At 57.6% G+C, this 26,870-nt stretch carries 24 protein-coding genes and 1 tRNA gene; 7 read left to right on the top strand and 18 right to left on the bottom strand.

What is annotated here, in order from left to right; all coding sequences use genetic code 11:
* The first annotated feature begins 24 nt into the window (after nt 1–24).
* The 4 genes from HC757_RS12740 (at nt 25) to HC757_RS12725 (ending at nt 6,996) form a co-directional block, all read left to right on the top strand.
* Nucleotides 25–3,237: an efflux RND transporter permease subunit gene (locus HC757_RS12740; RefSeq protein ID WP_169564760.1), complete on the top strand. Its 3,213-nt coding sequence runs from the start codon at nt 25–27 to the stop codon at nt 3,235–3,237.
* Nucleotides 3,238–3,298: 61 nt separating this feature from the next.
* Nucleotides 3,299–3,523, top strand: a complete 225-nt coding sequence (locus tag HC757_RS12735; RefSeq protein WP_169564759.1) for a YgaP family membrane protein — start codon at nt 3,299–3,301, stop codon at nt 3,521–3,523.
* Between the two features lie 11 nt (nt 3,524–3,534).
* A complete protein-coding gene (locus HC757_RS12730; RefSeq protein WP_169564758.1) occupies nt 3,535–3,939 on the top strand; it encodes a rhodanese-like domain-containing protein in 405 nt (134 codons plus the stop codon).
* Between the two features lie 654 nt (nt 3,940–4,593).
* Nucleotides 4,594–6,996 carry a S8 family serine peptidase gene (locus HC757_RS12725; RefSeq protein WP_169564757.1) on the top strand — a complete coding sequence of 801 codons (2,403 nt, stop codon included), beginning with the start codon at nt 4,594–4,596 and terminating at the stop codon, nt 6,994–6,996.
* Between the two features lie 102 nt (nt 6,997–7,098).
* Here the strand turns inward: HC757_RS12725 and HC757_RS12720 are convergent, their stop codons facing one another.
* The 10 genes from HC757_RS12720 to HC757_RS19115 all read right to left on the bottom strand — a co-directional run bounded on the left by HC757_RS12720 (nt 7,099) and on the right by HC757_RS19115 (nt 15,495).
* Nucleotides 7,099–7,650, bottom strand: coding sequence for a YaeQ family protein (locus HC757_RS12720; RefSeq protein ID WP_169564756.1), 552 nt, complete (start codon nt 7,648–7,650; stop codon nt 7,099–7,101).
* 95 nt (nt 7,651–7,745) lie between these two features.
* Nucleotides 7,746–8,657 carry a precorrin-2 dehydrogenase/sirohydrochlorin ferrochelatase family protein gene (locus tag HC757_RS12715; protein ID WP_169564755.1) on the bottom strand — a complete coding sequence of 304 codons (912 nt, stop codon included), beginning with the start codon at nt 8,655–8,657 and terminating at the stop codon, nt 7,746–7,748.
* Nucleotides 8,658–8,671: 14 nt separating this feature from the next.
* Nucleotides 8,672–9,043 (bottom strand): rhodanese-like domain-containing protein, encoded by a 372-nt coding sequence (locus tag HC757_RS12710; RefSeq protein WP_169564754.1) that lies wholly within the window; start codon nt 9,041–9,043, stop codon nt 8,672–8,674.
* Nucleotides 9,044–9,270: 227 nt separating this feature from the next.
* The gene (locus tag HC757_RS12705) at nt 9,271–9,588 is read right to left on the bottom strand and encodes a putative signal transducing protein (protein ID WP_169564753.1); all 318 of its coding nucleotides are present in this window, start codon (nt 9,586–9,588) and stop codon (nt 9,271–9,273) included.
* Nucleotides 9,589–9,795: 207 nt separating this feature from the next.
* Nucleotides 9,796–10,743 carry a protein translocase subunit SecF gene (secF, locus tag HC757_RS12700; protein ID WP_169564752.1) on the bottom strand — a complete coding sequence of 316 codons (948 nt, stop codon included), beginning with the start codon at nt 10,741–10,743 and terminating at the stop codon, nt 9,796–9,798.
* Nucleotides 10,744–10,755: 12 nt separating this feature from the next.
* Complete coding sequence (gene secD, locus HC757_RS12695; protein WP_169564751.1) at nt 10,756–12,606, bottom strand: protein translocase subunit SecD; 1,851 nt, start codon at nt 12,604–12,606, stop codon at nt 10,756–10,758.
* A 17-nt stretch (nt 12,607–12,623) separates the two neighbouring features.
* The gene (yajC, locus tag HC757_RS12690; protein WP_169564750.1) at nt 12,624–12,956 is read right to left on the bottom strand and encodes a preprotein translocase subunit YajC; all 333 of its coding nucleotides are present in this window, start codon (nt 12,954–12,956) and stop codon (nt 12,624–12,626) included.
* Between the two features lie 25 nt (nt 12,957–12,981).
* Nucleotides 12,982–14,106 carry a tRNA guanosine(34) transglycosylase Tgt gene (gene tgt, locus HC757_RS12685; RefSeq protein ID WP_169564749.1) on the bottom strand — a complete coding sequence of 375 codons (1,125 nt, stop codon included), beginning with the start codon at nt 14,104–14,106 and terminating at the stop codon, nt 12,982–12,984.
* 162 nt (nt 14,107–14,268) lie between these two features.
* A complete protein-coding gene (gene queA, locus HC757_RS12680; RefSeq protein WP_169564748.1) occupies nt 14,269–15,306 on the bottom strand; it encodes a tRNA preQ1(34) S-adenosylmethionine ribosyltransferase-isomerase QueA in 1,038 nt (345 codons plus the stop codon).
* Nucleotides 15,307–15,363: 57 nt separating this feature from the next.
* Nucleotides 15,364–15,495: a hypothetical protein gene (locus HC757_RS19115; protein ID WP_280520982.1), complete on the bottom strand. Its 132-nt coding sequence runs from the start codon at nt 15,493–15,495 to the stop codon at nt 15,364–15,366.
* A gap of 193 nt (nt 15,496–15,688) precedes the next feature.
* On the opposite strand from HC757_RS19115, the gene HC757_RS12675 reads away from it, so the two are divergent.
* Nucleotides 15,689–16,285 (top strand): acyl carrier protein phosphodiesterase, encoded by a 597-nt coding sequence (locus tag HC757_RS12675; protein WP_169564747.1) that lies wholly within the window; start codon nt 15,689–15,691, stop codon nt 16,283–16,285.
* A 108-nt stretch (nt 16,286–16,393) separates the two neighbouring features.
* Nucleotides 16,394–17,047 (top strand): RluA family pseudouridine synthase, encoded by a 654-nt coding sequence (locus HC757_RS12670; RefSeq protein WP_169564746.1) that lies wholly within the window; start codon nt 16,394–16,396, stop codon nt 17,045–17,047.
* A 65-nt stretch (nt 17,048–17,112) separates the two neighbouring features.
* Here the strand turns inward: HC757_RS12670 and HC757_RS12665 are convergent, their stop codons facing one another.
* The 7 genes from HC757_RS12665 to HC757_RS12635 all read right to left on the bottom strand — a co-directional run bounded on the left by HC757_RS12665 (nt 17,113) and on the right by HC757_RS12635 (nt 24,223).
* Nucleotides 17,113–17,457: a hypothetical protein gene (locus HC757_RS12665; RefSeq protein WP_244623516.1), complete on the bottom strand. Its 345-nt coding sequence runs from the start codon at nt 17,455–17,457 to the stop codon at nt 17,113–17,115.
* Nucleotides 17,458–17,644: 187 nt separating this feature from the next.
* Entirely contained in the window at nt 17,645–18,898 is a 1,254-nt protein-coding gene (gene sstT / locus HC757_RS12660) for a serine/threonine transporter SstT (RefSeq protein ID WP_169564745.1), read from the bottom strand.
* Nucleotides 18,899–19,152: 254 nt separating this feature from the next.
* Nucleotides 19,153–20,052, bottom strand: a complete 900-nt coding sequence (locus tag HC757_RS12655; protein WP_169564744.1) for a chemotaxis protein — start codon at nt 20,050–20,052, stop codon at nt 19,153–19,155.
* Nucleotides 20,053–20,220: 168 nt separating this feature from the next.
* Nucleotides 20,221–20,700, bottom strand: coding sequence for a phosphatase domain-containing protein (locus tag HC757_RS12650; protein WP_169564743.1), 480 nt, complete (start codon nt 20,698–20,700; stop codon nt 20,221–20,223).
* Nucleotides 20,701–20,743: 43 nt separating this feature from the next.
* Entirely contained in the window at nt 20,744–22,045 is a 1,302-nt protein-coding gene (locus HC757_RS12645; protein ID WP_169564742.1) for a DEAD/DEAH box helicase, read from the bottom strand.
* A gap of 56 nt (nt 22,046–22,101) precedes the next feature.
* Nucleotides 22,102–22,602, bottom strand: coding sequence for a methylated-DNA--[protein]-cysteine S-methyltransferase (locus HC757_RS12640; protein WP_244623536.1), 501 nt, complete (start codon nt 22,600–22,602; stop codon nt 22,102–22,104).
* A 151-nt stretch (nt 22,603–22,753) separates the two neighbouring features.
* A complete protein-coding gene (locus HC757_RS12635) occupies nt 22,754–24,223 on the bottom strand; it encodes a DNA-3-methyladenine glycosylase 2 family protein (protein ID WP_169564740.1) in 1,470 nt (489 codons plus the stop codon).
* Between the two features lie 167 nt (nt 24,224–24,390).
* On the opposite strand from HC757_RS12635, the gene HC757_RS12630 reads away from it, so the two are divergent.
* Nucleotides 24,391–26,220, top strand: coding sequence for an ABC transporter ATP-binding protein (locus HC757_RS12630; RefSeq protein ID WP_169564739.1), 1,830 nt, complete (start codon nt 24,391–24,393; stop codon nt 26,218–26,220).
* A gap of 528 nt (nt 26,221–26,748) precedes the next feature.
* Here HC757_RS12630 and HC757_RS12625 read toward each other — a convergent pair.
* A tRNA-Glu gene (locus tag HC757_RS12625) sits at nt 26,749–26,824 on the bottom strand.
* Between the last annotated feature and the right edge of the window lie 46 nt (nt 26,825–26,870).

Below are 26,870 nucleotides of genomic sequence, written 5' to 3'. Positions count from 1 at the left end.
GGCAGGCACATTCAGAGGTCATCCATGAATCAGACGCCAACATCCGCTTCTCTTGGCATATCCGGCAGGATTGCCGCCGCCTGCCAGACCAGCGCCCTCACGCCGCTGCTGGCATTGCTGGCATTGTTGTTAGGGCTGTTTTCCCTGGTGATCACCCCCAAGGAAGAAGAGCCACAGATAGATGTCACCTTCGCCGATGTCTATATTCCCTTCACGGGCGCGGCGCCGACCGAGGTCGAAAACCTGGTCACCCGCCCGGCGGAGCAGCTGATCTCTGAAATCGACGGCATAGACACCTTATATTCCTTCTCCCAACCAGGCGGTGTCCTGCTCATCGTCGTCTTCGAGGTGGGCGTCGGCCGTAACGACGCCATAGTCCGGCTGTATAACCAGCTCTATTCCAACATGGACAGGCTGCCGCTGGCGGCCGGCGTCGGTGAGCCCCAGATCAAACCCAGGGGCATAGAAGATGTGCCCATCGTCGGCCTGACCCTCTGGTCGCAGGACCCCAAGGTCACGGCCGAACACCTGACCCGGGTCGCCTCGGGCCTGGAAACAGAGTTGAAACGCATTCCCGGCACCAAGGAAATCACCACCCTGGGAGCCCATGAACTGGTGCTGAACCTGCGCCTGGATCCGGTAAAGCTGACGGCCTATGGACTCAACTACGCTCAGCTGAAACAGCGTCTGGCAGACAATAATAGCGTCGGCATGCCTGTGTCGCTGGTGCAGGACAACCAGGAAATCAAGGTGCAGGCAGGGCAATTCCTGCAGACGCCGGACGATGTGAACAACCTGGTTGTCGGTCTCTATCCCGGCCCGGATAATCGCGCAGCGCCCGTGTATTTGAGTGACATCGCCGACATCAGCCTCAAGAGTGACATCCCCAGCCAAGGGGTTTGGCATCAAAACCGCCAGGGCAGTTACCCTGCTGTGACCATCGCCATCGCCAAGCAACAGGGCAAGAACGCCGTCGACGTTGCCAAGCAGGTGTTGGCACGGGTGGCTGAGGTTGGCAACCGGCTCATTCCCGCCAATGTGCAGATCACGGTATCACGCAACTATGGCATTACCGCGGCAGACAAATCCAACACCCTGATCTTGAAGCTGATATTTGCCACAGCTGCCGTGGTGCTGCTGGTGTTGCTGACCATGGGGGCCCGTGAGGCGCTGGTGGTCGGCATTGCCATCATCATCACCCTGGCCGCCACTCTCTTCGCCTCCTGGGTCTGGGGCTTTACCCTCAACCGGGTATCCCTGTTCGCCCTCATCTTCTCCATAGGCATTCTGGTCGACGACGCCATAGTGGTGGTGGAGAACATTCACAGGCACCAGGCCATGGGCAAGAAATCCCTGACCGAGCTCATACCGGCCGCCGTCGATGAGGTAGGCGGCCCCACCATACTCGCGACCCTGACGGTGATCGCCGCCCTGCTGCCCATGGCCTTCGTGTCCGGCCTCATGGGTCCCTACATGAGCCCCATCCCCATCAACGCCAGCATGGGGATGCTGATTTCTCTGGCCGTCGCCTTCGTGATCAGCCCCTGGCTGAGCCGCAAATGGCTGCGTCCCCATGCCATGACGGCACATACCCCAGGGGACGTGTCTTTCATGGCGCGGCTATTCCGGCGTTTGCTCGGCCCCTTCCTCCAGGGCGCCGCAGCCCGGCGCAGCAGAGTCATGCTGGCCCTGGGCGTCATGGCATTGATCACCGTCTCACTGGCCTTGCCGCTGGGGAAACTCGTGGTGCTCAAGATGCTGCCCTTCGACAATAAATCTGAATTTCAGGTCATGGTGGATATGCCAGAAGGAACCCCGGTCGAGCAAACCCAGCGACTGTTGCAGCAACTGGGCCGGTATCTGATGACTGTCGATGAGGTAGAGCAACTGCAACTCTATGCCGGGACCCATGCGCCGATGAACTTCAACGGCCTGGTGCGGCATTACTTCCTGCGCAACAGTTTCGAACTGGGCGATATCCAGGTCAACCTGGTCGACAGGCATCACAGGGACAGAGACAGCCATGAGATAGCGCTGGCGGTGCGCGCCGAATTGCAGCGCCTGGCCGAACCCTATGACGCCAACGTCAAGGTGGTCGAAGTGCCGCCCGGCCCTCCTGTCTGGTCGCCGATCCTGGCCGAGGTCTATGGCCCCAGCGCCGCCGGCCGGGAACAGGCGGCCCATCAACTGGAGGCCCTATTCCGCCGGACCCAGGATCTGGTCGACATAGACATCTTCCTGCCCGCCGAACAGCAGCAATGGCGCATCAGCATAGACAGGAGCAAGGCCAGCCTGCTGGGGGTCTCCTATGCCAGCCTGGTCGAACTCATCAGCACTTCGGTTGGCGGCGCCGATGTCGGCTACCTGCATCTGCCGCAACAGAAACAACCGGTTCCCATCCGCCTGACATTGCAGGAAGGCACCAAGGTCGAGCTGCAACAAGTGCTGGCACTGACCTTGCCGGGCAATCAGGGGCAACAGATCGCCGTTGCCGACCTGGTGTCCATTCATAAGGGCAAGATAGATGCCCCCATCATTCACAAGGATCAACAGCCCATGGTGATGGTCGTGGCCGACATGGCCGGGCCGACGGACAGTCCCCTCTATGGCATGTTTGCCGTTGCGGCGGAGCTGGACTCGGCGACCGGACCCGGGTTCGAGCAATATTACATCCATGCCCCCAAAGGGCTCGATGCCATCGCAGTGCATTGGGATGGGGAGTGGAAGATCACCTATGAAACCTTCCGCGACATGGGAATAGCCTATGGCGTCGGCATGTTGGCCATCTATTTCCTGCTGGTGGGACAATTCCGCTCCTATCTGGTGCCTTTGATCATCATGGCCCCCATTCCCCTGACCATCATAGGCGTGCTCCCCGGGCATGCGCTGCTGGGGGCGCAGTTCACCGCCACCTCCATGATAGGCATGATAGCCCTGGCCGGCATCATAGTGCGTAACTCCATCTTGCTGGTCGATTTCATCAACCGGCAACTGGCCGCCGGGGTGAGCCTGGAGCAAGCTGTGATCCACTCGGGGGCCGTGCGGGCCAAACCCATAATGCTCACCGCCCTGGCCGCCATGATAGGCTCCCTGTTCATTCTGGACGATCCCATCTTCAACGGCCTGGCCATCAGTCTCATCTTCGGCATATTGATCTCGACCCTGCTGACCCTGATAGTGATCCCCGTGCTCTATTTCAGCCTGATGCGCCATAAATCCACCGCGGAGCCGAGCTGATGTGGCCGGCCTGCCCATTAACCCAAGTTAGCCTGGATGTCAGGCAGTAAGGAGCTTTCACATGTCATTAGAACGTTGCGTCATGGCCTTCGCCGGCTTTATGGTATTGGTATCACTGGCACTGACAGTCTGGGTGCACCCCAACTTCATCTGGTTTACCGCCTTCGTCGGCGCCAACCTGTTCCAGAGTGCCTTCAGCGGTTTTTGTCCTGCGGCTATGCTAATGCGTAAATTCGGGATAAAGTCAGAAGCAGAACTGGCAAAAATGTCATCTACATCTCTATGAAGGAATATCCCATGTCCCATCTCAAACTCGCTGTTAATCGTACCCTGGCCGCGTTCAAGCTGCTGTTGCTGGGCTTGCTGCTGACGGCCTCGCCGACACTCCTGGCAGCAGAGAAAGATCCCCAGCTCGCCTGGGAGAAAATCCATGCCGGCGCCATGGTACTGGATGTGCGCACCGCGGAAGAATTTTCCCAGGGGCATCTGCCGCAAGCGGTTAACATCCCCTTCCAGCAGGTTGCCGAAGAGTTTGCCGCTCGCAACATCCCCAAGGATACGCCGATAGTCCTCTATTGCCGCAGCGGCAGACGCAGTGGCAAGGCCCAGGAGGCACTCATAGCGGCAGGCTATACCCAGACCTATAATGGTGGCGGCTTCGAAGGCCTGTCGCAGCATGCCGCCACATCCGAGAAGCCTTGATCTTGACCGCCGGGCATAACGCCCGGCCCCCCCCAAATGCGACATTCTGAATATCGTTACATTCTAAATAAGAAGCGCCGTCGGCGCTTTTTTATTGCGCGCAACCTCGGTGACAACTGGCTAACATCCGCAGCAAAAACCGCCATCGCCAAACCCGGGCGTTTGGCTGTGGCTCATCCCCCAAGTCCCATGGCGCCTCACTCCGGCCTATCCCCCGCCCATGTGGATAAAGCTGAACAAATCCTGAATAAATCTGAATAAAAACAACAACAAATAACCAAGTAGCATAAGAAATTCGAAATAGGAATAAGTGGTTTAAATTTGTAATATTATCAAACAACTAGCTTCGAAATCATCACCGAGTCGCCATGGTACAGTCACTGCAGCGTCCGCTCCCGCAATAATGGCGATATGAATAACTATTCATTTCGAAAACTGAAACATCGCAATGCCAGGCGTAAATTCGAATATTTATTCTAAATTAACAAAAGCTTTAGCAATCAATACCAAACAGCATCCCGTTAACAAATGGTTTACATAAGTAACAGCTAGCGCTAAGTTCACTCCCCTGAGTCACCTCGCCGGACGGTATGGTGACTCGGCAAAACTTCAAATAATAATGATTTATTCTGATCTGTAACATGGAAGGCAAGTATGACAATGAGAAAATCAACCAGCATAGCGCTCAGTCTGTCCACTCTGGCGCTGGCCATTTCGGCCGCTGTCACCGCAGCCCCTCAAGGCCTGCACCAGGCACAAAACCAACTGGCACAACATTCACCGCTGCCGAAGCGCTACATAGTCAAGTTCAAGAATGCCCAGGCGGCCTCGGTCGCCAGTGCAGCGGCAAACATCAACTCCATGGCCTATCAGCCCCAGTCCGATGAAATTTCAGCCCAGCACAGAGCCCTGAACAAGGTTAAGGCCAAGGAGATGAAACGCCTGGGTCGCAGCAACAGCTATACCGCCAAGCTCGATGCCGCCAGCATAGAGGCGTTACGCGCCCAGAGCGATGTGGAATATGTCGAAGAAGACATGCCACGTCAGCTGTTGAGCGAAACCACCCCTTGGGGCCAGACCTTCGTCGGTGCGACCATGTTGAGCGACGCCCAGGCAGGCAACAGAACCATATGTATCATAGACTCTGGCTATGATCGCAGTCACAGCGAACTCAGTGGCAACAATGTCACAGGCACCAATAACTCGGGCACGGGTAACTGGTATGAGCCCGGCAATAACAATGCCCACGGCACCCATGTCGCCGGCACCATAGCCGCCATCGCCAACGGTGACGGTGTGGTCGGGGTGATGCCCAACCAGAATGCCAACATCCATGTGATCAAGGTGTTCAACGAAGCCGGTTGGGGTTACTCCTCTGATCTGGTTGGTGCGGTAGACGCCTGTGTCAGCAACGGCGCGAACGTAGTCACCATGAGTCTGGGTGGCAGCGGTTCCAGCACCACAGAACGCAACGCCCTGGCGGCGCACTACAACAACGGCGTATTGCTGATCGCCGCCGCTGGTAACGCGGGCAACAGCACCCACAGCTACCCTGCATCCTACGATGCCGTCATGTCGGTGGCCTCGGTCGACAACCACAAAGATCACTCGGCCTTCTCCCAGTACACCAACCAAGTTGAAATCTCAGCCCCGGGTGAAGCCATACTCTCGACCGTGACTCGCGGTGAGGGTCGCCTGGCCGACATCAATGTCGGGGGTCAGTCTTACTTCAACGACGGCGTAGTACCCCACAATCGCCTGGTACCCTCGGGCACCAGCTATGCACCGGCACCTGTCAACGCCAGCGTCACTGCTACCCTGGCAGAATGCAGCGTCAGCGGCAGCAGCTTCAACTGTGGCAACATGAGCAACAAGATCTGTCTGGTCGAGCGTGTCGGCAACCAAGGTTCAAGCTACCCGGAAATCAACTCGGTCAAGGCCTGTAAAGATGCCGGAGCCAGCGCGGCCATCGTCTTCAGTAACTCGGCCCTGCCTGGTTTGCAAAACCCCTTCCTGGTCGATGCCAACAGCGAGATAGCTATCCCTTCCATGTCGGTCGACCGCGCAACTGGTCTGGCGCTGCGTGCCAAAGTCGGTCAAACCGCGACTGTGGCGAACACGGGTGGCGAAAACTATGAGTACTACAACGGTACTTCGATGGCGACACCACACGCTTCGGGTGTAGCGACACTGGTCTGGAGCTATCACCCAGAGTGTAGCGCGGCGCAGGTGCGTTCGGCATTGAAGGCCACGGCTGAAGATTTGGGCGTAGCGGGTCGTGACGATCAAACGGGTTACGGCCTGATCAATGCGGTAGCGGCGAAGGAATATCTGGATGCCTCTTGTGATGGTCCTACGGGTCCTGTGGTCGGCAACGTACTGGAAAATGGCGTCACCAAGTCAGGTCTCGCCGGCGCCAAGGCTGAAGAACTCAACTTCACCTTCGACGTTCCCGAAGGTGCCACCAAGCTGAACTTCGCCATGTCCGGTGGCTCGGGTGATGCCGACATGTATGTGCGCTTCGGTACTGCGCCAACCACGGCCGACTACGATTGCCGTCCATACAAGGGTGGCAACACAGAGTCATGCCCAATCGCAGATGCCAACGTTCAGGGCGGCACCTACTATGTGATGCTCAAAGGTTTCTCCGCCTTCAGCGATGTCAACCTGCTTGCCAGCTATAGCGCAAGCACGGGTGGCAGCACCGGCGGTCCGGCCACTTACAGCAACACAGACAACTACAACATCCCAGACAACAACAGCACCGGCATCACCAGCCCTATCAGCGTTACCCGCAGCGGTGACTCAGGTACTGTGTCTGTCACTGTCAACATAGTTCACACCTACATAGGTGATCTGAAAGTGAGCCTGGTTAGCCCTACAGGCCAAGCCGTCACACTGCAAAGCAACAGCGGCGGCAGTGCCGACAACATCAACAAGACCTTCACAGCCGATATGACTGGGGTCGAGTCGAACGGCACCTGGTCGCTCAAGGCAGTGGACAGTGCCAGCCAGGACACAGGTTACATAGACTCATGGGAACTGAGCTTTCAGTAATCCCCGAGTCCAACCGGGTCTGATGACCCGCTAGACGGCAAAAACCAAAGGGCTGCACACCGTGCAGCCCTTTTCTTATTCTCGCGATTCTGCCAGCCGGCGTCAGTCAAACTCTGCGGCTTTGAGCACCTGCGGCTCCACCAACACGCTGTTGCTGGCATCCGACAGCCAGATCTGCCCTTCACTTATCGAAACCTGCAAGGCCATGGTGCGCGCCACAAATACCTGCATCGCCTCGACCGAGGCTTCGTCAATGTTCCACACCTTGAGGTTTTGGTAGCGCTCGAACACGGCTTCATGCTGTTTCCACCAGATAGGCACACTGCGGCCACCGTAGGCAAACAACTGCACCCGCTTGGCCCGGCCACAGGCCTTGCGCAACCATTTCTCATCGGACTGGCCAAACTCCACCCAAAGATCTATCACCCCGGACAGATCTTTATCCCAGAGTTCGGGCTCGTCATCGACACACAAGCCCTTGCTGAAGCTCAGCGATTCGCTGGCATTGATGATGAAGGCCAGCAGCCGGATCATCATGCGCCCGTCGGTTTCCGAAGGGTGTTGTGCCAGGGTGAGCTGATGATCCTGATAGTAGCCCCTGTCCATGTCGGCAATTTGCAGATTGACTTTAAAAACTGTGGCCTTGAGTGCCATAAAAAATCCCGCCCAAACATTCCCAAACCTAAGAGGGAGCCGAGTCTACCTCAGACCCGGCCCAGTCACAAATTTAGCACTCGAAGTCAGACAGGTTACAGGCTGCCGCCACGCAGGTGTTTCGCCATGGGGAAATGGGCCTCGAGCTGGGCTATCTTGTCGCTGTCGGCATAGATCAGCAAGCGACCGCCTTGCTCGTACAGACGGGTGATCTCACTCAGGCCGGGCAGCTCGCGGCGACCGGCATCACGGCGCAGCAACTCGGTAAGTTCGAGGGGTAAGGACCCAGGGCTGAGCACCCAATCCAACCGCTGCAGCAGTGGCATGGCCGCCAGGGGCAATAAGTCGACCCGGGTGTGGGCATCGAGCAACAAGATCTCCCCGCCGGGCGTTAAGTCGAGAAAGGCATCCTGGTAATGCTCGGCGGTGGCCGCGTCGAACCTGTCGCCATTGAGTTTAAAAAACGTCTCCCAGAACAAGCGGCGCAGCTTGGTCGAACTCAGCCTGGCCTGTACCTCATCGCGGCGCGCGGCGACGAAATCGAACAGGGGCGCCAACGACTGAGGCAGCCAGGTTTCCAGCCGGGCGCGAATGTCGCGGGCAAACACCGGGGCGGCGCCCGCCGTGCTGATGGCCACCACCAAGCGGCCGCGATCGACGATCGATGGGGTGATGAAACGGCAATGCTGCGGGCTATCCACCACATTGACCCAGATCCCGCGCGTCCTGGCCAGCGCAGCCAGCTCGGCGTTGAGCCTGTCATCGGCCGTGGCCAGATAAATCAGATCCCAATCTTGGATATCAGCCTCAGTTGCCCCACGACGCCACAGGCCGATGCGGCCACTGGTCTCATACGCCAGGATATCCCCGCTGACCTCGGGGGAAATCACCCGGATCTCGGCGCGGGTGCGCGTCAATAAATCGAGTTTACGACTCGCGACCTCGCCGCCACCGACCACCAATACCTTGAGTTCTGTCGTGTCGACGAACAGGGGAAAATACTGCATAGTTGAAGGTCCTGTTACGGCTTGGCCTGGTCCTGGATTACGGGTAACTGACGCGTCGTCCAGGCGCTAAAACCGCCGCAGAGGGAAGCGACATGCAGATAGCCCATCAGCTGCAGCTGATAGGCCGCCAGGGCCGAACGATGGCCGCCACCACAATAGAGCAACAGCGGCCGACTCTTGTCGGGAAAGCGGGTCTCGATGTCCCGCTCTATGATGCCCTTGCCCAGATGCTCGGCCTGGGGAAGGTGCCCTGCCAGCCACTCATGATCTTCGCGCACATCGATCAGGGTCCAGCTGTCATCGGCCTGATACGCCTCTATGCTGATCTCAGTGATCTTGGGCTGTATGGATTGGACCAAGGCGAAAAATTCGGAATTGTGTTGCACGTGAGTCTCCTTATTCGATGCAGCTTGCTGCATGGCACTCTTGCATAACGCTGCATATACATAACGCAGCATAACGCTGCATAACGCTGCATGACGCGCTTTCACGGCGCAGACCTGCGGTAGGGGGACTAAGCCGGGTCCAGTTGCCAACCCCGCAATTCAGGCCGTTAACACTTCAGCATAGGCTAGTCTAAGCAGTGGTCTAGGCAGTGGTCTAAGCAGCGGCTTCAGCCGTGAGACTGACTCGGCTCGGCGCCACAGTGCCAACAGAGCTCGAAACTGGCCTCGTTCATCTCATGACACTGCAGGCATTGCCATCTGGGACCTTCGACATCCAGACCGGCCAACTGGGCCTGGGCGGCCCTCAGTTCGGACTCACTCACCCATAACTCAACGTTTTGCATATCGGTCGGCAACTCACCGACACCGCCGAGCAGGGCCTCGCCCCTGAGTTCGACCCTGATGCCACAGGCCTCCAGCAGCCCCTTCCAGGTATGGGCCTGGAGCAAATTACCACCTGCGACTAAACACTTGCGCTCTTCCATGCTATTTCCTACGGCTATTGCTCTTCTGGCAAATTTATCACCCGACATCCTACTGCCAAAAGGCGGCGGCTGTCGAGTGCTATCCAGGCTAGAGTGCAAGACGCTCCCCATGCCCAAGCCGCCATGCCCCACTCAGCCCTGTCGCGGCCGGGCAACAGCCATAAAAAAACCACCCGCGGGTGGTTTCTTCTATATGCCTCTATAAGCTTAAGGCATCATGGGCGGTTGATCCGCACCTTCTTTCTCGATTTCCACCGGCATCATATGCTCACGATTAATGCCCAGCTTGATCGCCAGGAAACTCGCCACATAGATGGAAGAGTAAGTCCCCACGAAGATCCCCATCATCAGCGCGGTGGCAAAACCGTGGATCATGCTGCCCCCCTTGAGGAACAGGGCCACTACCACCACCAGCGTGGTGCCCGTGGTGATGATGGTGCGGCTCATGGTCTGGGTGATGGAGATGTTGACCACTTCTTCCGGAACGCTCTTGCGCAGCTTGAGGAAATTCTCCCTGATACGGTCGAAGACCACTATGGTGTCGTTGAGTGAGTAACCCACCACAGTCAACACCCCGGCCAACACCGTCAGGTCGAACTCCAGCTGGAACACAGAGAAGACCCCGAAGGTGACTATCACGTCGTGCGCCAGTGCCGCCACTGAGCCCAGAGCCAGGCGCCATTCGAAGCGAAAGGACACATAGATGAGGATACAGATGAGGGCGACCAATACCGCCAGGCCACCCTGCTCCGCCAGTTCTTTACCCACCTGGGGACCGACAAACTCGACCCGCTTCTGCAGCACCTGAGGATCGACCTTGAGGGCGGCCGCCATCACGGCGTCGACCTGCACTTCGCTCTTGAGCTCAGGCCTAACCGGCAGACGTACCAGGACATCACGGCTGGAACCGAAGTTCTGCACCAGGGCGCCTTCGGATGCAGGTGTGGTCAACTCACTGCGCAGCACATTGAGATCGACCGGCTTGGAAAACGCCATTTCGACCACGGTACCACCGGTAAAATCCAGCCCCCAGTTGATACCATTGGTTGCCAGAGAGACCAAAGAAGCCAGCACCAGAACGCCGGACATGACGCTGATGGGCACAGCATGGCGCAGGAAGTTTACTGTGTTTTTTAGTGATAAAATCTCGAACATTTCAACTACCCCTTAGATAGACAGTTTCTTCACGCGTTTACCACCCCAGATCGCATTGACGATCGAGCGAGTACCCACAATAGCAGTAAACATGGAAGTCGCGATACCTATCATCAGGGTCACGGCGAAGCCTTTGACGGCGCCGGTACCCACGGCAAACAGGATAAGCGCCGTCATGAAGGTGGTGATGTTGGCATCGGCAATGGTGGAGAAGGCATTGCCATAGCCTTCGTGTATGGCCTGCTGCACACTGCGCCCCGCGCGTAATTCTTCACGAATACGCTCGTAAATCAGCACGTTCCCATCTACCGCCATACCCACTGTCAACACCATACCGGCGATGCCGGGCAGGGTCAGCACGGCACCCGGGATCATCGACATCACGCCCACTACCATCACCAGGTTGGCCGTCAGCGCCAGGTTGGCAATCAGACCGAAACCCCGGTAATACACCAGCATGAAGATCAGCACGGCAGCCATGCCCCAGACCATGGCCTGAACACCGTTTTCTATGTTCTCGGCGCCCAGGCTAGGACCTATGGTACGTTCCTCGACTATGGAGACGGGGGCAATCAGGGCACCGGCACGCAGCAAGAGCGCCAGGTTCTGCGACTCGGCATGACCCAGGCCTGTGATGACGAAGTTGCGTCCCAGACGTTGATTGATGGTGGCAACCGAGATCACTTCTTCAATCTTCTTCATCTTCACGCTGCCGTCGGCATTGCGCTCGCCACTGTCCTTGTATTCGATGAACAGGGTCGCCATGGGCTTGCCGACGTTATCTTTGGTGACATTGGAGAAGATACTGCCGCCTTTGGCGTCCAGGTTGATGCTCACCTGGGGTCGGCTGTATTGATCGAAGCTTGGCTGGGCACCGGTAATATGATCCCCGGTCAGCATGACTTCTTTCTTCAGCACCACGGCGCCGCCTTCACGGCGCTGGTAGACTTCGGAGCCGGCAGATATCCGGCCACTGGCGGCGGCACTGGCATCGGCCTTGTCGTCCACCATGTGGAATTCTATCGAGGCGGTCGCACCGAGGATTTCCTTGGCACGGGCCGTGTCCTGCACCCCTGGCAACTCAACGACTATGCGCTCGGCGCCCTGACGTTGGACCACAGGCTCGGCTACCCCCAACTCGTTAACCCTGTTACGGATAGTAGTGATGTTTTGCTGCAGCGCCTCTTCCTTGACCTGCTTGATATAGGCTTCGCTCATGACGGCACGCAGCACGAAGTTGTCACCGCTGGAGACGTCGGTGAACAGCATGTCTTTAGTGCGGGTCTTGAGGAAACGTTCGGCATGGCCGAGGGTTTCCGCATCGCGGAAGTTAATTTCTATGCCCTTGGCAGTATCGCGAATGCCGGCATAACGTATCTTCTCTTCCCTCAGCTGGCTGCGGAAATCGGCTACCTTGCCTTCTTCCATCTTGTGCAGGGCTTCGCCCATGTCCACTTCCATCAGGAAGTGCACACCGCCACGAAGATCCAGACCCAGTTTCATGGGTGAACCACCCAGGGATTCGAGCCACTCGGGGGTGGCCGGTGCCAGGTTCAGCGCCACGGTGAACTTATCACCCAGGGCGTCGGCAATCACTTCCTTGGCCAACAGCTGTTGCTCGGCATCCTGCACACGCACCAACAACTGGCCATTTTCGAGCTCAGAGCGCTTTACCGCAATGCCCTTGCCGGCCAGCTGTTCAGCGACTATCGATTGGGTTGATGTCGTGACTTCCGCGCCGCGAGTCGCCACCACCTGCACTGCATGGTCCTCACCGAAGAGGTTGGGTACTGCATAGAAACAACCTACGGCGATGATCAACATCACCATAATGTTCTTCCACATTGGGTATTTATTTAACACACCTGAGCCCTCTTGGCTTACAACGACTGGATAGAGCCTTTAGGCAAGACCGCAGCAATATAGTCCTTCTTGATGGTGATCTGAGTCGTCTCGTTCAGGCTCAGTAACACGTAATCGCTGTCGTCGCTGATCTTGGCTATCTTGCCCAAAATCCCTCCACTGGTCAGCACTTCATCACCCTTGCCCAGTGCAGACATCAGGTTCTTATGCTCTTTGACGCGCTTGGACTGGGGACGGAAAATCATGAAGTAGAAGATCAGCCCGAACACCACCAGCATGAAAATCAGTTCCATGGTACCACCCGTCTGAGCCGCACCCTCACCAGCTGCATATGCATTTGAAATAAACATAGTTCTCTCTTCTTATTAACTAAAATTAACCGACAAATTCAGGTACTTCACGCCCTTGACTGGTATAGAAGTCCTCTACGAAGGCGTCTAATGTACCTGTCTCGATCGCGCCGCGCAAACCCTCCATTAACATTTGATAGTATCTCAAGTTATGTATGGTGTTTAAACGCGCACCCAAAATCTCATTGCAGCGATCCAGGTGGTAAAGGTATGCCCGCGAATAGTTTTTACAGGTATAACAATCACACTTGGCATCGAGCGGTGCAGTGTCGTCACGATGACGCGCATTGCGTATCTTGATCACCCCTTCACTGGTAAACAGATGGCCGTTGCGGGCGTTACGGGTCGGCATGACGCAATCGAACATGTCGACACCGCGGCGCACCCCTTCGACCAGGTCTTCCGGTTTGCCCACGCCCATGAGGTAACGTGGCTTATCCGCGGGTATTTGCGGGCAGACATGCTCGAGAATACGGTGCATGTCTTCCTTGGGCTCACCCACGGCCAAGCCCCCGACCGCATAGCCGTCGAAGCCTATGTCGACCAGGCCCTTGAGGCTCTCGTCACGCAGATCTTCATATACCCCGCCCTGGATGATGCCAAACAGCGAATTGGGGTTTTCCAGGCGGTCGAACTCGTCGCGCGAACGCTTGGCCCAGCGCAGCGACATCTGCATCGACTTGCGTGCCTCGTCTTCGGTGGCAGGATACGGGGTACACTCGTCGAATATCATCACCACGTCGCTGCCCAGGGCATCCTGGATCTGCATCGACTTTTCCGGATCGAGGAAGATCTTCTCGCCGTTGATCGGCGAGCGGAAATGCACCCCTTCCTCGGTGATCTTGCGTATGTCGCCCAGGCTGAAGACCTGGAAACCACCCGAGTCGGTCAGTATCGGCCGCTGCCAGTTCATGAAGTCGTGCAGGTCGCCATGCTTGCGCATGATTTCTTCGCCGGGACGCAACCAGAGGTGGAAGGTATTGCCCAGCAGAATGTCGGCGCCTGTGGCACGCACTTCTTCCGGGGTCATGCCCTTGACAGTGCCATAGGTGCCGACCGGCATGAAGGCCGGGGTTTCCACTGTGCCGCGCTCGAAAATCAAGCGGCCACGGCGGGCTCGGCCATCTGTCGTATCTAATTCAAATTTCATTATTCACCTCGCCAGAGAAACAGTCTGACTACAAAGAGTGAGCGGCCAATGCCGCTCAGATTATCAATAGAGATAAGGGCGCAAGCGCCAAGCTTCAAGCCTTAACCCAAAAAATACTCAAGTTTCAAATATTAACAGGGTATTTTAAAACAAAATCCGTATTCAGGGGGCTTTTTTAGTGATAAACATGGCATCGCCATAGCTGAAGAAGCGGTATTTTTGCGCTATGGCATGTTGGTAGGCCCGCATCACCTCATCGAAACCTGCGAAGGCACTGATCAGCATGATGAGGGTCGACTCGGGCAAATGGAAGTTAGTCACCATGGCATCGACAACCTGGAAGCGGTAGCCGGGATAGATGAAAATATCCGTATCGCCGCTGAAGGCCTGCAGTTCGCCCTGGCTGGCACGGGCGGCGCTCTCCAGTGAACGCACCGAGGTGGTGCCGACGGCGATCACCCGCTTGCCCGCCGCCTTGGTGCTGGCGATGGCATCGACCACGTCCCGCGGCACCTGGGCCCACTCGGAGTGCATCTTATGTTCCAATATGCTCTCGACCCGCACCGGCTGGAAGGTGCCCGCCCCCACATGCAGGGTCACAAACGCGGTGTTGACCCCTTTGGCCTTCAATGCCGCCAGCATGGCGTCGTCGAAATGCAGCCCGGCAGTCGGCGCCGCCACCGCACCCGGCGTCTGGTTATAGACGGTTTGGTAGCGCTCCTTGTCGGCATCATCATCGGGCCTGTCTATATAAGGCGGCAATGGCATGTGGCCGACGGCCTCGAGCACCTCCAGTATGCTCGACTCGGACAGGAGTTCGAGCTCGAACAAAGTGTCGTGGCGGGCCAGCATCTTCATCCGGTAACCGCCATCGAGATGGATCAGGGCATCGACCTTGGGGGACTTGGAGCTGCGGACATGGGCCAGGATGCGCTTGTCATCCAACATGCGCTCGACCAGGATCTCCAACTTGCCACCGCTGGCCTTCTGGCCGAACAGCCGCGCCGGGATCACCCGGGTGTTGTTGAACACCACCAGATCCCCAAGGTTTATCAACCCCAGCAGTTCGGTAAATTGTTTATCGGCAAGCTCACCCGAGTTGCCATCCAGAGTCAGTAAACGCGAGGCGCTGCGCTGCGCCATGGGATAGCGAGCGATGAGCTCATCTGGGAGATCGAAAGAAAAGTCTGCAACGCGCATGATTAGCCTCTGCTTAGCTTAGAACGGCGGCTAGTCTAGGGTCAGAGGCGGATAAGATCAAGGTTCCTTGAGTTCCGGCTTGGAATTGGCCGGCATAGATGGCCGTGCTCCCTGGGCCGACGTCTGCTCCAGACGAAAACTTAACTGCTCGTGGGGGATATGGACACGGACACGTTTACGCTTCGCCACACCTCTTTGCCTAAACTTGTTTATGAACCAATTCCACATTTTACGTGATCCTTCACAGCGTGAATATCGAAAGACGAAGTGTTGAGTCCCTGCAACGTCACGGCCACCCCGGCCATGATTTTAACGCCTCAGGGTTCCCTTGGCGCCGCCGGGCATGGTACCGTGAAAGCATGGCGTTAACCAAGTAGAAAATATGAACTTTCTTGCACACTTGCATCTGGCCGATAACAGTAAAACTTGTTTGGCCGCAAATCTCGCCGGTGATTTCGCCAAGGGCAATATAGAACACTTTCCCAAGCACTTACGGCAAGGGATCTGGTTGCATAGGCAAATAGATCAACTCACAGACGGCCATGAACTCACCCGAGAGCTGGTTGGCAAGTTCCCCAAGTCCCTCACCCGGGTCGCCCCGATCCTGATGGATCTGGCCTTCGATCATATGTTGGCCAAATACTGGGAAGAATACCATTCCCAGAGCCTGAGCGATTTTTGCCTTAAGGCCTATGACGCGCTGGACGCCTGTCCAGACTTGCCCACGGCCCTGCAGCAATTGACGCCCAGGATCCGCCGGGAGAATTGGCTCGAGTCCTATCAGCACAGACAGGGGCTCAATCAGGCTATCGCAGGCGTCAGTCGTCGCCTGTCCAAACCGGAACTGTTCAATGGCGCCGCCGCCTGCATAGAGGAACTGGATATAGAGATAGAAATTGCCTTTCGCACCTTCTACCCGCAACTGATGGCCTATAGCCGCATCTGGAGCCGTCAGACCCCGGAAGCCTATCTGCCCTGAACCTGCGGCTTCCCATCAGACCTGGCTGCCGGCTCGGACATGGCCTGTGTTAACTGATGTCTTGCGCGTCATTTTTTGCTAAAATCCCGGCCGCGCAGAGGGGACAGCATGCAAATATTCGATTACCGGCCACCGGCCATACCTTGGTTAGACCTACGCTATCAAGACAGAGACATCATAGTGATCAATAAACCTTCGGGCTTATTGTCTAATCCTGGACGGGCGGAAAACACCCGGGATTGCGCGTTGACGCGACTGCAGCGCCTCTATCCGGAAGCCATTCTGGTGCATAGACTCGATTGCGCCACTTCGGGCATCATGGTGTTTGCCCGCAACAAGCGGGCCGAGTCCAATTTAAAGACCCAGTTTCAGGACAGGCAAGCGGCCAAGTGCTATATCGCCGAGGTTCAGGGGCAATTGCCGCTGGACGAAGGCAACATAGCCCTGGCGATCGCCGCGGACAGAGACAATCCCCCCTATCAGATGGTGAGCCCACAGGGCAAGAGTGCCTCGACCCACTACCGGGTGTTGGAGCGACGGGACGACAGCTGCCTGGTCGAGTTACAACCACAAACCGGCCGAACCCATCAACTCAGGGTGCATATGCTGGCGCTGGGCCATCCCATACTGGGGGACGAGTTTTATGGCGATGCCGAGGTTATCCGGGCGCGGCAACGGCTCTGCCTGCATGCCCAGCGCCTGGCGTTCAAGCACCCTTATTCGGGCAAGTGGCTCAGCTTCGACAGCAAGCATCCCTTCTGAAGCAGGCGTTCCTTCTGAAACAGGCATCCCTTCTGAAACAAACATAGCCCTGAGTCCCCACGGGCTCAGGCCACCCGCATGGGGGTGACTTTACTGGCCTTATAATAACGCCCGCCGGCATTGCAGAAGTACAGCTCGTTGTCTGCATCTATGATGAAATATTCGGCGAAGAAGTTGCCGCCCTTGTCTTCGAGTCTCAGCCCTTCCGCCATGGGGGTGGGTATGACTTCATCCAGGCTATGGCAGCCATCGTTGAACCAGGTTTCCAGATACCACTTGCCATCCTCACGGTAAAAGGTGATCTTGTCTCCCAGCCGGGGGCGCTCATCCACCCAAGTCCCCAAGAGCTCGCGCGCCTGCAGGGCCGACGCCTTCCAACGCAAACGTCTGCGATTCTCCAGTCCCACCATATCATTGCCCCTACTCTTTACCCTGTCGCCGGTATCAGCTTAAGCATAGAACTCATCCCGGGTTTTACGTGTAAAAACCGGCCCATGGCGGGCATGGCAAAGAGGGCGCTCAGTGGTTAACCGGGCGCCCTCTTATGCATTTACTGCCAAGCATCTTGGCCAGGCCGAATCCTGACCCTGTATCTGACTAAACCGAATCCCGGCATTGGGGGGCGACGCTCAGGCTCGCCTGACGCTCTGCCGCCTCACAGGCCGCCGCGGTGAAGAGCACATCGGTCGAGCTGTTGAGGGCGGTTTCGGCCGCATCCTGGATCACCCCTATGATGAAACCGACGGCGACCACTTGCATGGCGACATCGTTGGAGATGCCGAACAGGCTACAGGCCAGGGGGATCAACAACAGAGAGCCGCCGGCGACACCCGAGGCGCCACAGGCAGATACCGCCGCCACCACACTGAGCAGCAAGGCCGTCAGCAGATCGACTTCTATGCCCAGGGTGTGCGCCGCCGCCAGGGTCAAGACGGTAATGGTAATCGCGGCGCCGCCCATGTTGATGGTGGCTCCCAGGGGGATAGACACGGAATAGGTATCTTCATGCAGTGACAATTTCTCGCATAGGGCCATGTTCACCGGGATATTGGCGGCGCTGGAGCGAGTGAAGAATGCGGTCACGCCACTCTCACGTAAACATCTCAACACCAAGGGATAAGGGTTGCGTTTAATCTTAACGAACACGATCAGGGGATTCACCACCAGGGCGATGACCAGCATGGCGCCGAGCAGCACCGACAGCAGCTTGGCATAACCCGCTATGGCGGAAAAACCTGTCTCGGCAAAGGTTGCCGCCACCAGGCCGAAGATGCCTATGGGGGCCAGACGTATGACGAAACGCACCATCTGGGAGATCCCATGACTCAGATCTGTCAGCACTTGTTTGGTCGAGTCATTGGCATGGTGCAATGTCACCCCCAGACCCACGCCCCAGGCGAGAATACCGATATAATTGCCCGTCATCACGGCATTGACTGGATTGTCGACCAACTTGAACAACAAGGTATTGATCACCTCGCCTATGCCCTGTGGCGGCGAGGAGCCCTCGACACCGGCCACCAGCACAAGTTCGGTCGGAAACACAAAACTCAGCACCACGGCCGTCAGGGCGGCGGCGAAGGTGCCCAACAGATACAGCATCACTATCGGCCGCATATTGGTCTGGCTGTTTTTCTTCTGGTTGGCGATGGATGCAGCCACCAGGATGAACACCAAGATGGGCGCTATGGCCTTGAGCGCACCGACAAACAGGCTGCCCAGGAAGGCAACGCTTTGGGCGCCCGAGCTGGAGACGCTGGCCAGCAACACGCCTGCGACTATGCCGAGCAAGATTTGCAGCACCAGGCTGCCATTGGCCAACCTGGCGAAGAATGACGGGGTTTGATTCATGACTTGACCTTCAATTGCGGCACCTTTAGTGACGGGACCTGTAGTTATTATCTGTCTAGGATGACTCACGGACATTCAACTCGACGCCCGTTTGCCTCTACTCATTTTTGTATAGATAAGTTTTGTATAGAAAGCGCCGCGACTTGTCCAGCTATGTGGCCAAATAAGCCGGTGATCTTAAGTCAAATTGGCAAAAAAACACCGAAACGGCCACAAACCCGGGTTACGGCTCTCATCCAGGCTGACGCAGAAGCTTAGCCAAGGAGCCGGGCCGCGTTGTCTGCGCCCCTGAGCATGGCCTGGATCAGCTCGTTGGCATCGAACTTGGTCAGCGCCTCATTGGCACCGACCTGATGTGCCTGGCTGACGCTGATCTCACTCGACAGCGAGGTATGCAATATGATGTAGGCCGCCGCCAGTTTGGGGTTGTCTTTCACTTCGAATGCCAGTTCATAACCGTCCAGCCCGGGCATTTCTATGTCGCTGACCAGCAAGTCGATCGGCCGCTTATCGGCCGCCGCCTGTTCCATTATGGTCAGCGCCTCCTTGCCGTCGGCGGTCACTCGATAGGGAATGTTGAGGGCATCCAGGGCATCTGCCAGCTGTTTGCGTGCCACCTTGGAATCGTCGACCAACAGGATATTCAGCGGCTTGAGCCGTTCCCGCTGCACATCCGTCAGCGCCGCTCTCTTGGCACCAGGACTGTCAGGGAAGACTTTGGACAAGAGCAACTCGACGTCCAGCAGCTGCACCAGTTGATCCTCGAAGCGGGTCACCCCGGTGAGAAAGGCCTCTTTGCCCAGGTTGCTGGACGGCGCTTCTATGTCCCGCCAGTTGCATTCGATGATCTTATCTATGGCCCGTACCAGAAAACCTATGACCATACGCTGGCAGTCGGTGATGATGATGAAGCTCTTGGCCAGCTCGGCGTCGCTCACCGGGCGATAGCCGACGGCCGCAGCCATGTCGACCACAGGGATAGTCGTGCCGCGAATGGTCGCCGCCCCGAGGATGTTGGGATGCGACTGAGGAATTTGACTCAGAGGGGTAAAAGGCACCAGCTCGCGGATTTTCAGGGTGCCCAAGGCAAAGAGCTGGGTCTGGGATAACTTGAACAGCAACAGCCCCTGAGACTGGCTCGCCTTACTTTTCATATATATTCCCCTGGGTTAGCCATTGAATCGCATCAGTTTACCCTTATCGACCCACTAATGCGATGCTTGAGTCATATTGCAGTTATCGGCCACATATGGGCGGGCCGATAACGACCAACCCCGCCGGGACGGGGTTGGGACAGTAACAAGATCCTAGCCAGGGTGCCGCTAGTTGGCCGCCTCTTGCAGGGCATAGAGCAGATCGAAGACGAACTGATCCCAGCCCTCGGCGCTGAAGGCTATGTCGCGGATGCTCCTGACCTGGCTCACCGCATGCAAAGGCGCGGCGCCGTTGCTCATCAGATAATAGGCCATCACCACCCCGGTTCTGTCCTTGCCCGAACGGCAGTGAATGAGCAGAGGCAAAGCGTCTGCCTCACATTGGCGAATGAAGGCCAGCGCCTTGGGCAGCTGCGCCACGCAGAGGGCAAGATCGCCTTGTTGCGGCGGTATGTTGTCGGTCAGGGGCGTACAGGCGTAGCGCAGCCCGGCGGCCGCCAATGCCGCGGCATCACAGCCGGTGCCGGCGTTAACCGACAACACGGCGCCAATCCCGGCGGCTTTCAAGGCCACGGGATCCCAGGGATCTTTGTCCGGCCCACTGCGACCGGCTATCTTATCTTCGACTAACCAAAACAGGTGCTGCATTGTCGTTACCTAATCTCACACTCTTACCAAGCGCTTGCTTGAACTAGTCTTTCTTGCCCCATAGCGCAATATTGGCCTGCGGCAATTGCTTGCGTTTCTTCTTGCCCATGCCCGCTGGCGGCACCAGCGGCTTAACGGCAACCAGCGCCCCCTCGGGTGCCTCGGCATCCGCTTCGAAGCCGGCAATTTGCTCCCGCACCAACTTGAGTTTGTTCTTCTTCTCTATGACCCCGAAATGCTGGTACTCATCGTGGGCTATCAGGGTGAGTGCCAGGCCGACTTCACCGGCACGGCCGCTGCGGCCAATTCTATGCATATAGTCGGCCGGGCTGCGGGGCAGATCGAAGTTGACGACCACGGGCAGTTTTTCTATGTCTATGCCTCGGGCGGCGATATCTGTGGCGATAAGCACCCGGATGTCACCACGTTTGAAGCCGTCCAACACCCTGGTACGCGCCCCCTGGGCCTTGTCGCTGTGGAAGACCTCGGCACTGATCCCGCGTTTGGATAACTTCTGCGCCAGGTGATTGCAGCTATTCTTGGCACTGGCGAAGATCAGCACCTGGGACCAGTCGTGTTCCTTGATGAGTTGCGCCAACAGCGCCGTCTTATTGGGACGATTGACTGTGATCACCCGCTGCAACACTGTGCTCTGGGCGCTGCTTTGCAACTGAATGTCCACCGGCGCATCGAGCAACTCGGCGGTCAGCTCACGCACTTCTTCCGGGAAGGTCGCCGAGAACATCAAAGTCTGTTTCTGCTTGGGCAGGCTCTTAAGCACCTCGGCCAGCTCTTCGGTGAAACCCAGGCTGAGCATGCGATCTGCCTCGTCCAGCACCAGACAGGCGACCTTGTTGAGCTTGATGGCATTGCTGGACAAGAGATCCAGTAAACGCCCCGGAGTCGCCACCAACACATCGGCGCCGCCACGCAGCGCCAACATCTGGCTATTGGCCGACACGCCACCGAAGACGGAAATCACTTTGGGCCTAATGTCCATCCGTTCGGCATAGGATTGAAAGCTCTGACCCACCTGCTGCGCCAACTCACGGGTCGGCACCAGCACCAGGCAGGACACCAGGTTGCCGGACTTGGCATCCCGCTTAAGGGGGGGCTTTAGCGCATGCTCGGCCAGGCGCTGCAAAATCGGCAAGGCGAAGGCGGCGGTTTTACCCGAGCCGGTATTGGCGCCGGCCAACACATCCCTGCCCGCCAATACGGCAGGAATGGTGGCGCTTTGTACCTGAGTCGGTGTCTGATAACCGAGTTCGGTCAGTCGGGACAAGAGTTGCGGCATGATGCCGAGCCCGGCAAAGCTTGCCGCGGCGGTGGTGGCCTGAGTCATAAATCTGAGGGATGCCCATCAATAGCTGTCTAGGCCGCTATTCTAACGTAAAAGCATCAGGCTTGCTCGACAGATTCCAGCGCCAGCAGTTGCTGTTTCATGGTCAGGCCATAGGCGTAGCCTGTGAGGCTGCCATTCTTGCCTATGATCCTGTGACAAGGCACTATGATGGCGATGGGATTGGCGCCATTGGCCGCCCCCACGGCCCGCACGGCCTTGGGACGGGCTATCTTGCCGGCGATGTCGCTGTAGCTGCATACCTGGCCGAAACCTGTGTCCAGCAATGCCTGCCACACCTGGCGCTGAAATAGCGTGCCCTTGGGCGCGAGCGTCAGGCTGAAGTCCTGACGTTCACCGGCGAAATACCCCTGCAGCTGGGCATGGGCGGCCTCCAGATGCGCCTTGGCCGCCTCGAACTGCCCGGGCGCAACCTCACCCAGAGGGCTTGCCTCCTGCGTGATCGCAGCCGGAGCCGCGCAACTCGCTCCCCGAGGGGCTTCGACCAGGCTCAGATGGCTCAATCCCAAAGGGTTGGCCCTGAGTCTGAGCAGCCCCATTGGCGAGTCAAGATACGACTCGGCCACGGGGGCCAGCAGTTTGGCCTGGGTGTCTAAGGTGCTGCCCCAGATACAGCGAGAAATACAGCCGGGTCTAGTGCTCATAGTTCAGCTCCGATAGTTAAAGGTTCCACAGTTAAAGGTTCCACAGTTAAAGGTTCCACAGTTGAAAGGTAAGGTAACTGCCCCAGGGGGCAATGGCGGACGCCAGCTTGCCGGCAAAGCCCGGATAATCCTGCTTGCCGATGCCGGGCGCCAAGGCCAGTAATCGATTCTTCACCACCAGATCCGTGCCGAGAAACACGTTCGGATCCCCCAGGCCGCGCATCTTGGCATAGGCCACAGTCCAGGGGCCTATGCCCTTGACCTCGAGCCAGGCATCCGGGGGCGCCCCGGGATTATCGCAGATAAACTGCGCCAGCTGATTGAGCGCCGCCTTGCGTGCCCCCGGCATCTTGAGCTCGTCCAAGCTTGCATGGCTGATGGCCTGCGGGGAAGGAAAAAACGTCAGCCGCCGCCCGGCAACCTCGCGGGACTCACCATAATGCCGCACCAGGAGATTGAGCAGTTTGCTCGCCTGCACCACACTCACCTGCTGCCCCAACACGGCCCGGCAGCCGGCCTCGAAGGCGCAACCGACCCCGGGTAATCTCAAGCCTGGGAGGGGGGGGACCCCCAGTTCATGCAATGGCGTCAGGCTGGTCTGCACCTGCATCATGTCGGCATCGAGATCCAGCAGCCGGCGTATATGGCTCACCAAGGCGCGCAAGCCGCTGAGATCGCTGCCCTCCGCCAGTTGAATATTGACCCTGAACCTATGCGCCTCCGGCTCATGCAGCAACTCGAAGAAGCCTTCGAGTTTCCCCAGTCGAAAACTGCGCCCATAACGTTGCTCATCGTCCAGCCATTCCATTCCGGCCACGGCGCGCAATCGATAGAAGGCCCATTGCCTGGACCAATCCAGCGGCGGCCTATAGTACTGATACAGACAAAGACCGGTCGCCCTGCCCTCCTGTGCCTCGCCATCCCGGCTTGCCTTGCCGCTGCGGCGCAACGCCGTCGGGGTCAGCTGCAGTTCTTGTTTAAAGGCCTCGTTAAAGCGTCTTATGCTGTTGAAGCCGGCCGCCAACGCCACCTGGGTCACGCTCAACTGGGTTTGATGCAGCAATTGTTTGGCAAACATCAGCTGGCGGTACAAGGCGTATTGCTTGGGTGAGGTGCCAAATCCCTGGGTAAACAACTTGCCCAGATAGCGGCTGCTGATCCCCAACTTTTCCGCCAGCGCCGTGACGCTGAGCTTATCCTCGCCCATCAGTATGCCGGCATCTATCAGGCCTATGGCCCGTTCCAGCGTGGTATTTGTGCCCTTCCAGGCGCAGGAATCCGGGGCACTGTCGGGACGGCACCTGAGGCAAGGCCTGAGCCCGGCCTGCGCCGCCCGCAGCGCCGAGTCGAAATAGCGCACATTGACTTCTTTGGGCGCAATCGCCGGGCAGATGGGGCGACAATAGATACCCGTGCTCAGCACGCCGACAAAAAATTGGCCGTCGAATCTGGCATCACGGGCCAGGCGCGCCGCACGGCAAATGCCGGGATCCAAGGCGGTACAGCTGGATGGCATGGTTAACCCCTCATAGGAACTGATACTGTCCTGATAGGCTCACTTTACTCAAAGCGGCCCGGCAGCACTAGCGGAAAACGGAACTCAATTAAATATCATCCCGACCCGGAGCAATTTGCGATATGCTAAGTGCCAAAGTTGTCCTCCTTCTGTATGGTAAACCTTTTATGTTTAAACGATTTGAGTCTTGGGTCGACGCTATGCCCGGCGACGAGCCGAGCCAGCCACCCCGCGGCATTTATGCGTTTTGTCGCCACTACACCCGCGGCTACGAACGCCCGCTGCTGCTGATGTCGGTACTGACAGCCTTGCTGGCGATGCTCGAAGTGTCCCTGTTCGGCTTCATGGGCCAGCTGGTCGACTGGCTGGTGACCAGAGATCCCGCCACCCTGCTCGAACAGGAAGGCACGACCCTGCTCGGCATGACACTCCTGGTATTGGTGCTGATCCCAGGGCTGGTGATGCTGCATGCCTTGGTCGTGTACCAGGGCCTGCTCGGTAACTATCCCATGTCCATCCGCTGGTTGGCACATAGATACCTGCTCAAGCAGAGCATCTCTTTCTACCAGAACGACTTCGCCGGTCGTATCGCCACCAAGGTGATGCAAACCTCGCTGGCGGTGCGCGAGACTGTGATGAAACTGCTGGACGTGTTGGTGTACATACTGGTGTATTTCACCTCCATGCTGGTGATGATCGCCAGCGCAGATCTACGCCTGGTGTTGCCCATGCTAATCTGGCTCTGCGTCTACATAGGCCTGCAGTGGTATTTCGTCCCCAGACTCAAGGCCGTCGCCACCGAGCAGGCCGATGCCCGCTCCACCATGACGGGCCGCATCGTCGACAGCTACACCAACATAGCCACGGTCAAGCTGTTCGCCCACACCCAGCAGGAAGCCGATTACGCTCAATCCAGCATGGAAAGTTTTCTGCAAACCGTGTATCGGCAGATGCGCCTGGTCACCGGCATCAACGTCAGCGTGCAGATCATCAACTATGTGCTGGCGTTCAGCATAGCCGCCGTATCCATCCTGTTGTGGACAGACAATGCCATCACGGTCGGCGCCATCGCCATCGCCATCAGCCTGGCGCTGCGCCTCAACGGCATGTCTCAGTGGATCATGTGGGAAATCAGTGCGTTATTCGAAAACATAGGCACGGTCGCCGACGGGATCAACACCCTTTCGCGGCCAACCGAGATCCAGGACGCTGCCGGTGCCAAGGCCTTGCAGGTCAGCCAGGGGAAGATCGACTTTTCCCATGTCTGCTTTCACTACGGGGAACAATCTGGCGTTATCGAAGGCCTGAATCTCGAGATCAAACCGGGCGAGAAAGTCGGCCTGGTGGGCCGCTCCGGCGCAGGCAAGTCGACCCTGGTCAACCTCCTGATGCGTTTCCACGATCTCGAGAGCGGCGAGATTGCCATAGACGGGCAGGACATCAAGACGGTCACCCAGGACTCGCTGCGGGCCCAGATAGGCATGGTGACCCAGGATACCTCCCTGCTGCATCGCAGCATAAGGGAAAACATCCTCTACGGCGATCCCGATGCCAGCGAAACGCAGCTGCTCGAAGCCATCAAACAGGCCCAGGCGGACAGGTTTATCGCCGAGCTGACAGATCCCCATGGCAATCGCGGCCTGGATGCCCAGGTCGGCGAGCGCGGGGTCAAATTGTCCGGCGGTCAGCGACAACGCATCGCCATCGCCAGGGTATTGTTGAAGAATGCCCCCATACTCTTGCTGGACGAAGCCACCTCGGCACTGGACTCGGAAGTTGAAGCCGCCATTCAGGAGAGCCTGTACCAGCTGATGCAGGGCAAGACAGTGATCGCCATCGCCCATAGACTCTCGACCATAGCGGCGATGGACCGCCTGATAGTGCTGGATGAAGGCAAGATTGTCGAGCAAGGCACACATCAGCAACTGATCCGCCAAGGCGGCATCTATGCCCAGCTGTGGGCGCATCAGACTGGCGGCTTCCTCGGGGTCGACTAGCCTGACTCTCGCCCTGGCTCATGCACTGCAACTCTTCGCCTGAGCCAAATGCGCAGGTCAAATCAGACAGGGCGGCAAACGCCGCCCTGTGCTTAATCCCGCCGACCTATCCCAATCTGTTGATGCACATCAGGCATGGCAATAGCCAACCTTAGGTGACTCCAGCTGCCTTGCCCTGTCGCGGTTGCCCTGCTCCAATGACCCTGCCCCTGCCTCAGTCACCCTGCCTCAGTTACCTTGTCTCGGTTGCCCTACCCTTTGCCCGCCTCTTGCCTGAACTGATAGTCTATGCCCAGTCAACGGGGCGACTACATCAGTAAACGGTTAGCCCAGGTACGCCTGTGTTGTCACGGCCGGGCTGACAAGCCTGCCCCGGCGATCCCAGGAAACATGAAGGCAAAGCCAGGCTCTGGCGACATGCAGCGACAGGGAGAACCAAGAGACAAAATTCAGGCACAAAAAAACCACCCTGAGGTGGTTTCTTTGTGCCAGTCAGTCATTTCGATAAATGACAGCCTGGAATAAATGTGGTATCCCCTAGGGGATTCGAACCCCTGTTACCGCCGTGAAAGGGCGGTGTCCTAGGCCTCTAGACGAAGGGGACCCTGGACTTAACATTTCTAACTTAGTTACCGCATGTTAAGGCGGTG

It is taken from the genome of Shewanella salipaludis (genome assembly GCF_012911865.1).
In the GTDB taxonomy this organism is placed as follows: Bacteria; Pseudomonadota; Gammaproteobacteria; order Enterobacterales; family Shewanellaceae; genus Shewanella; species Shewanella salipaludis.
This window is presented reverse-complemented; position numbering and strand designations above follow the sequence as displayed.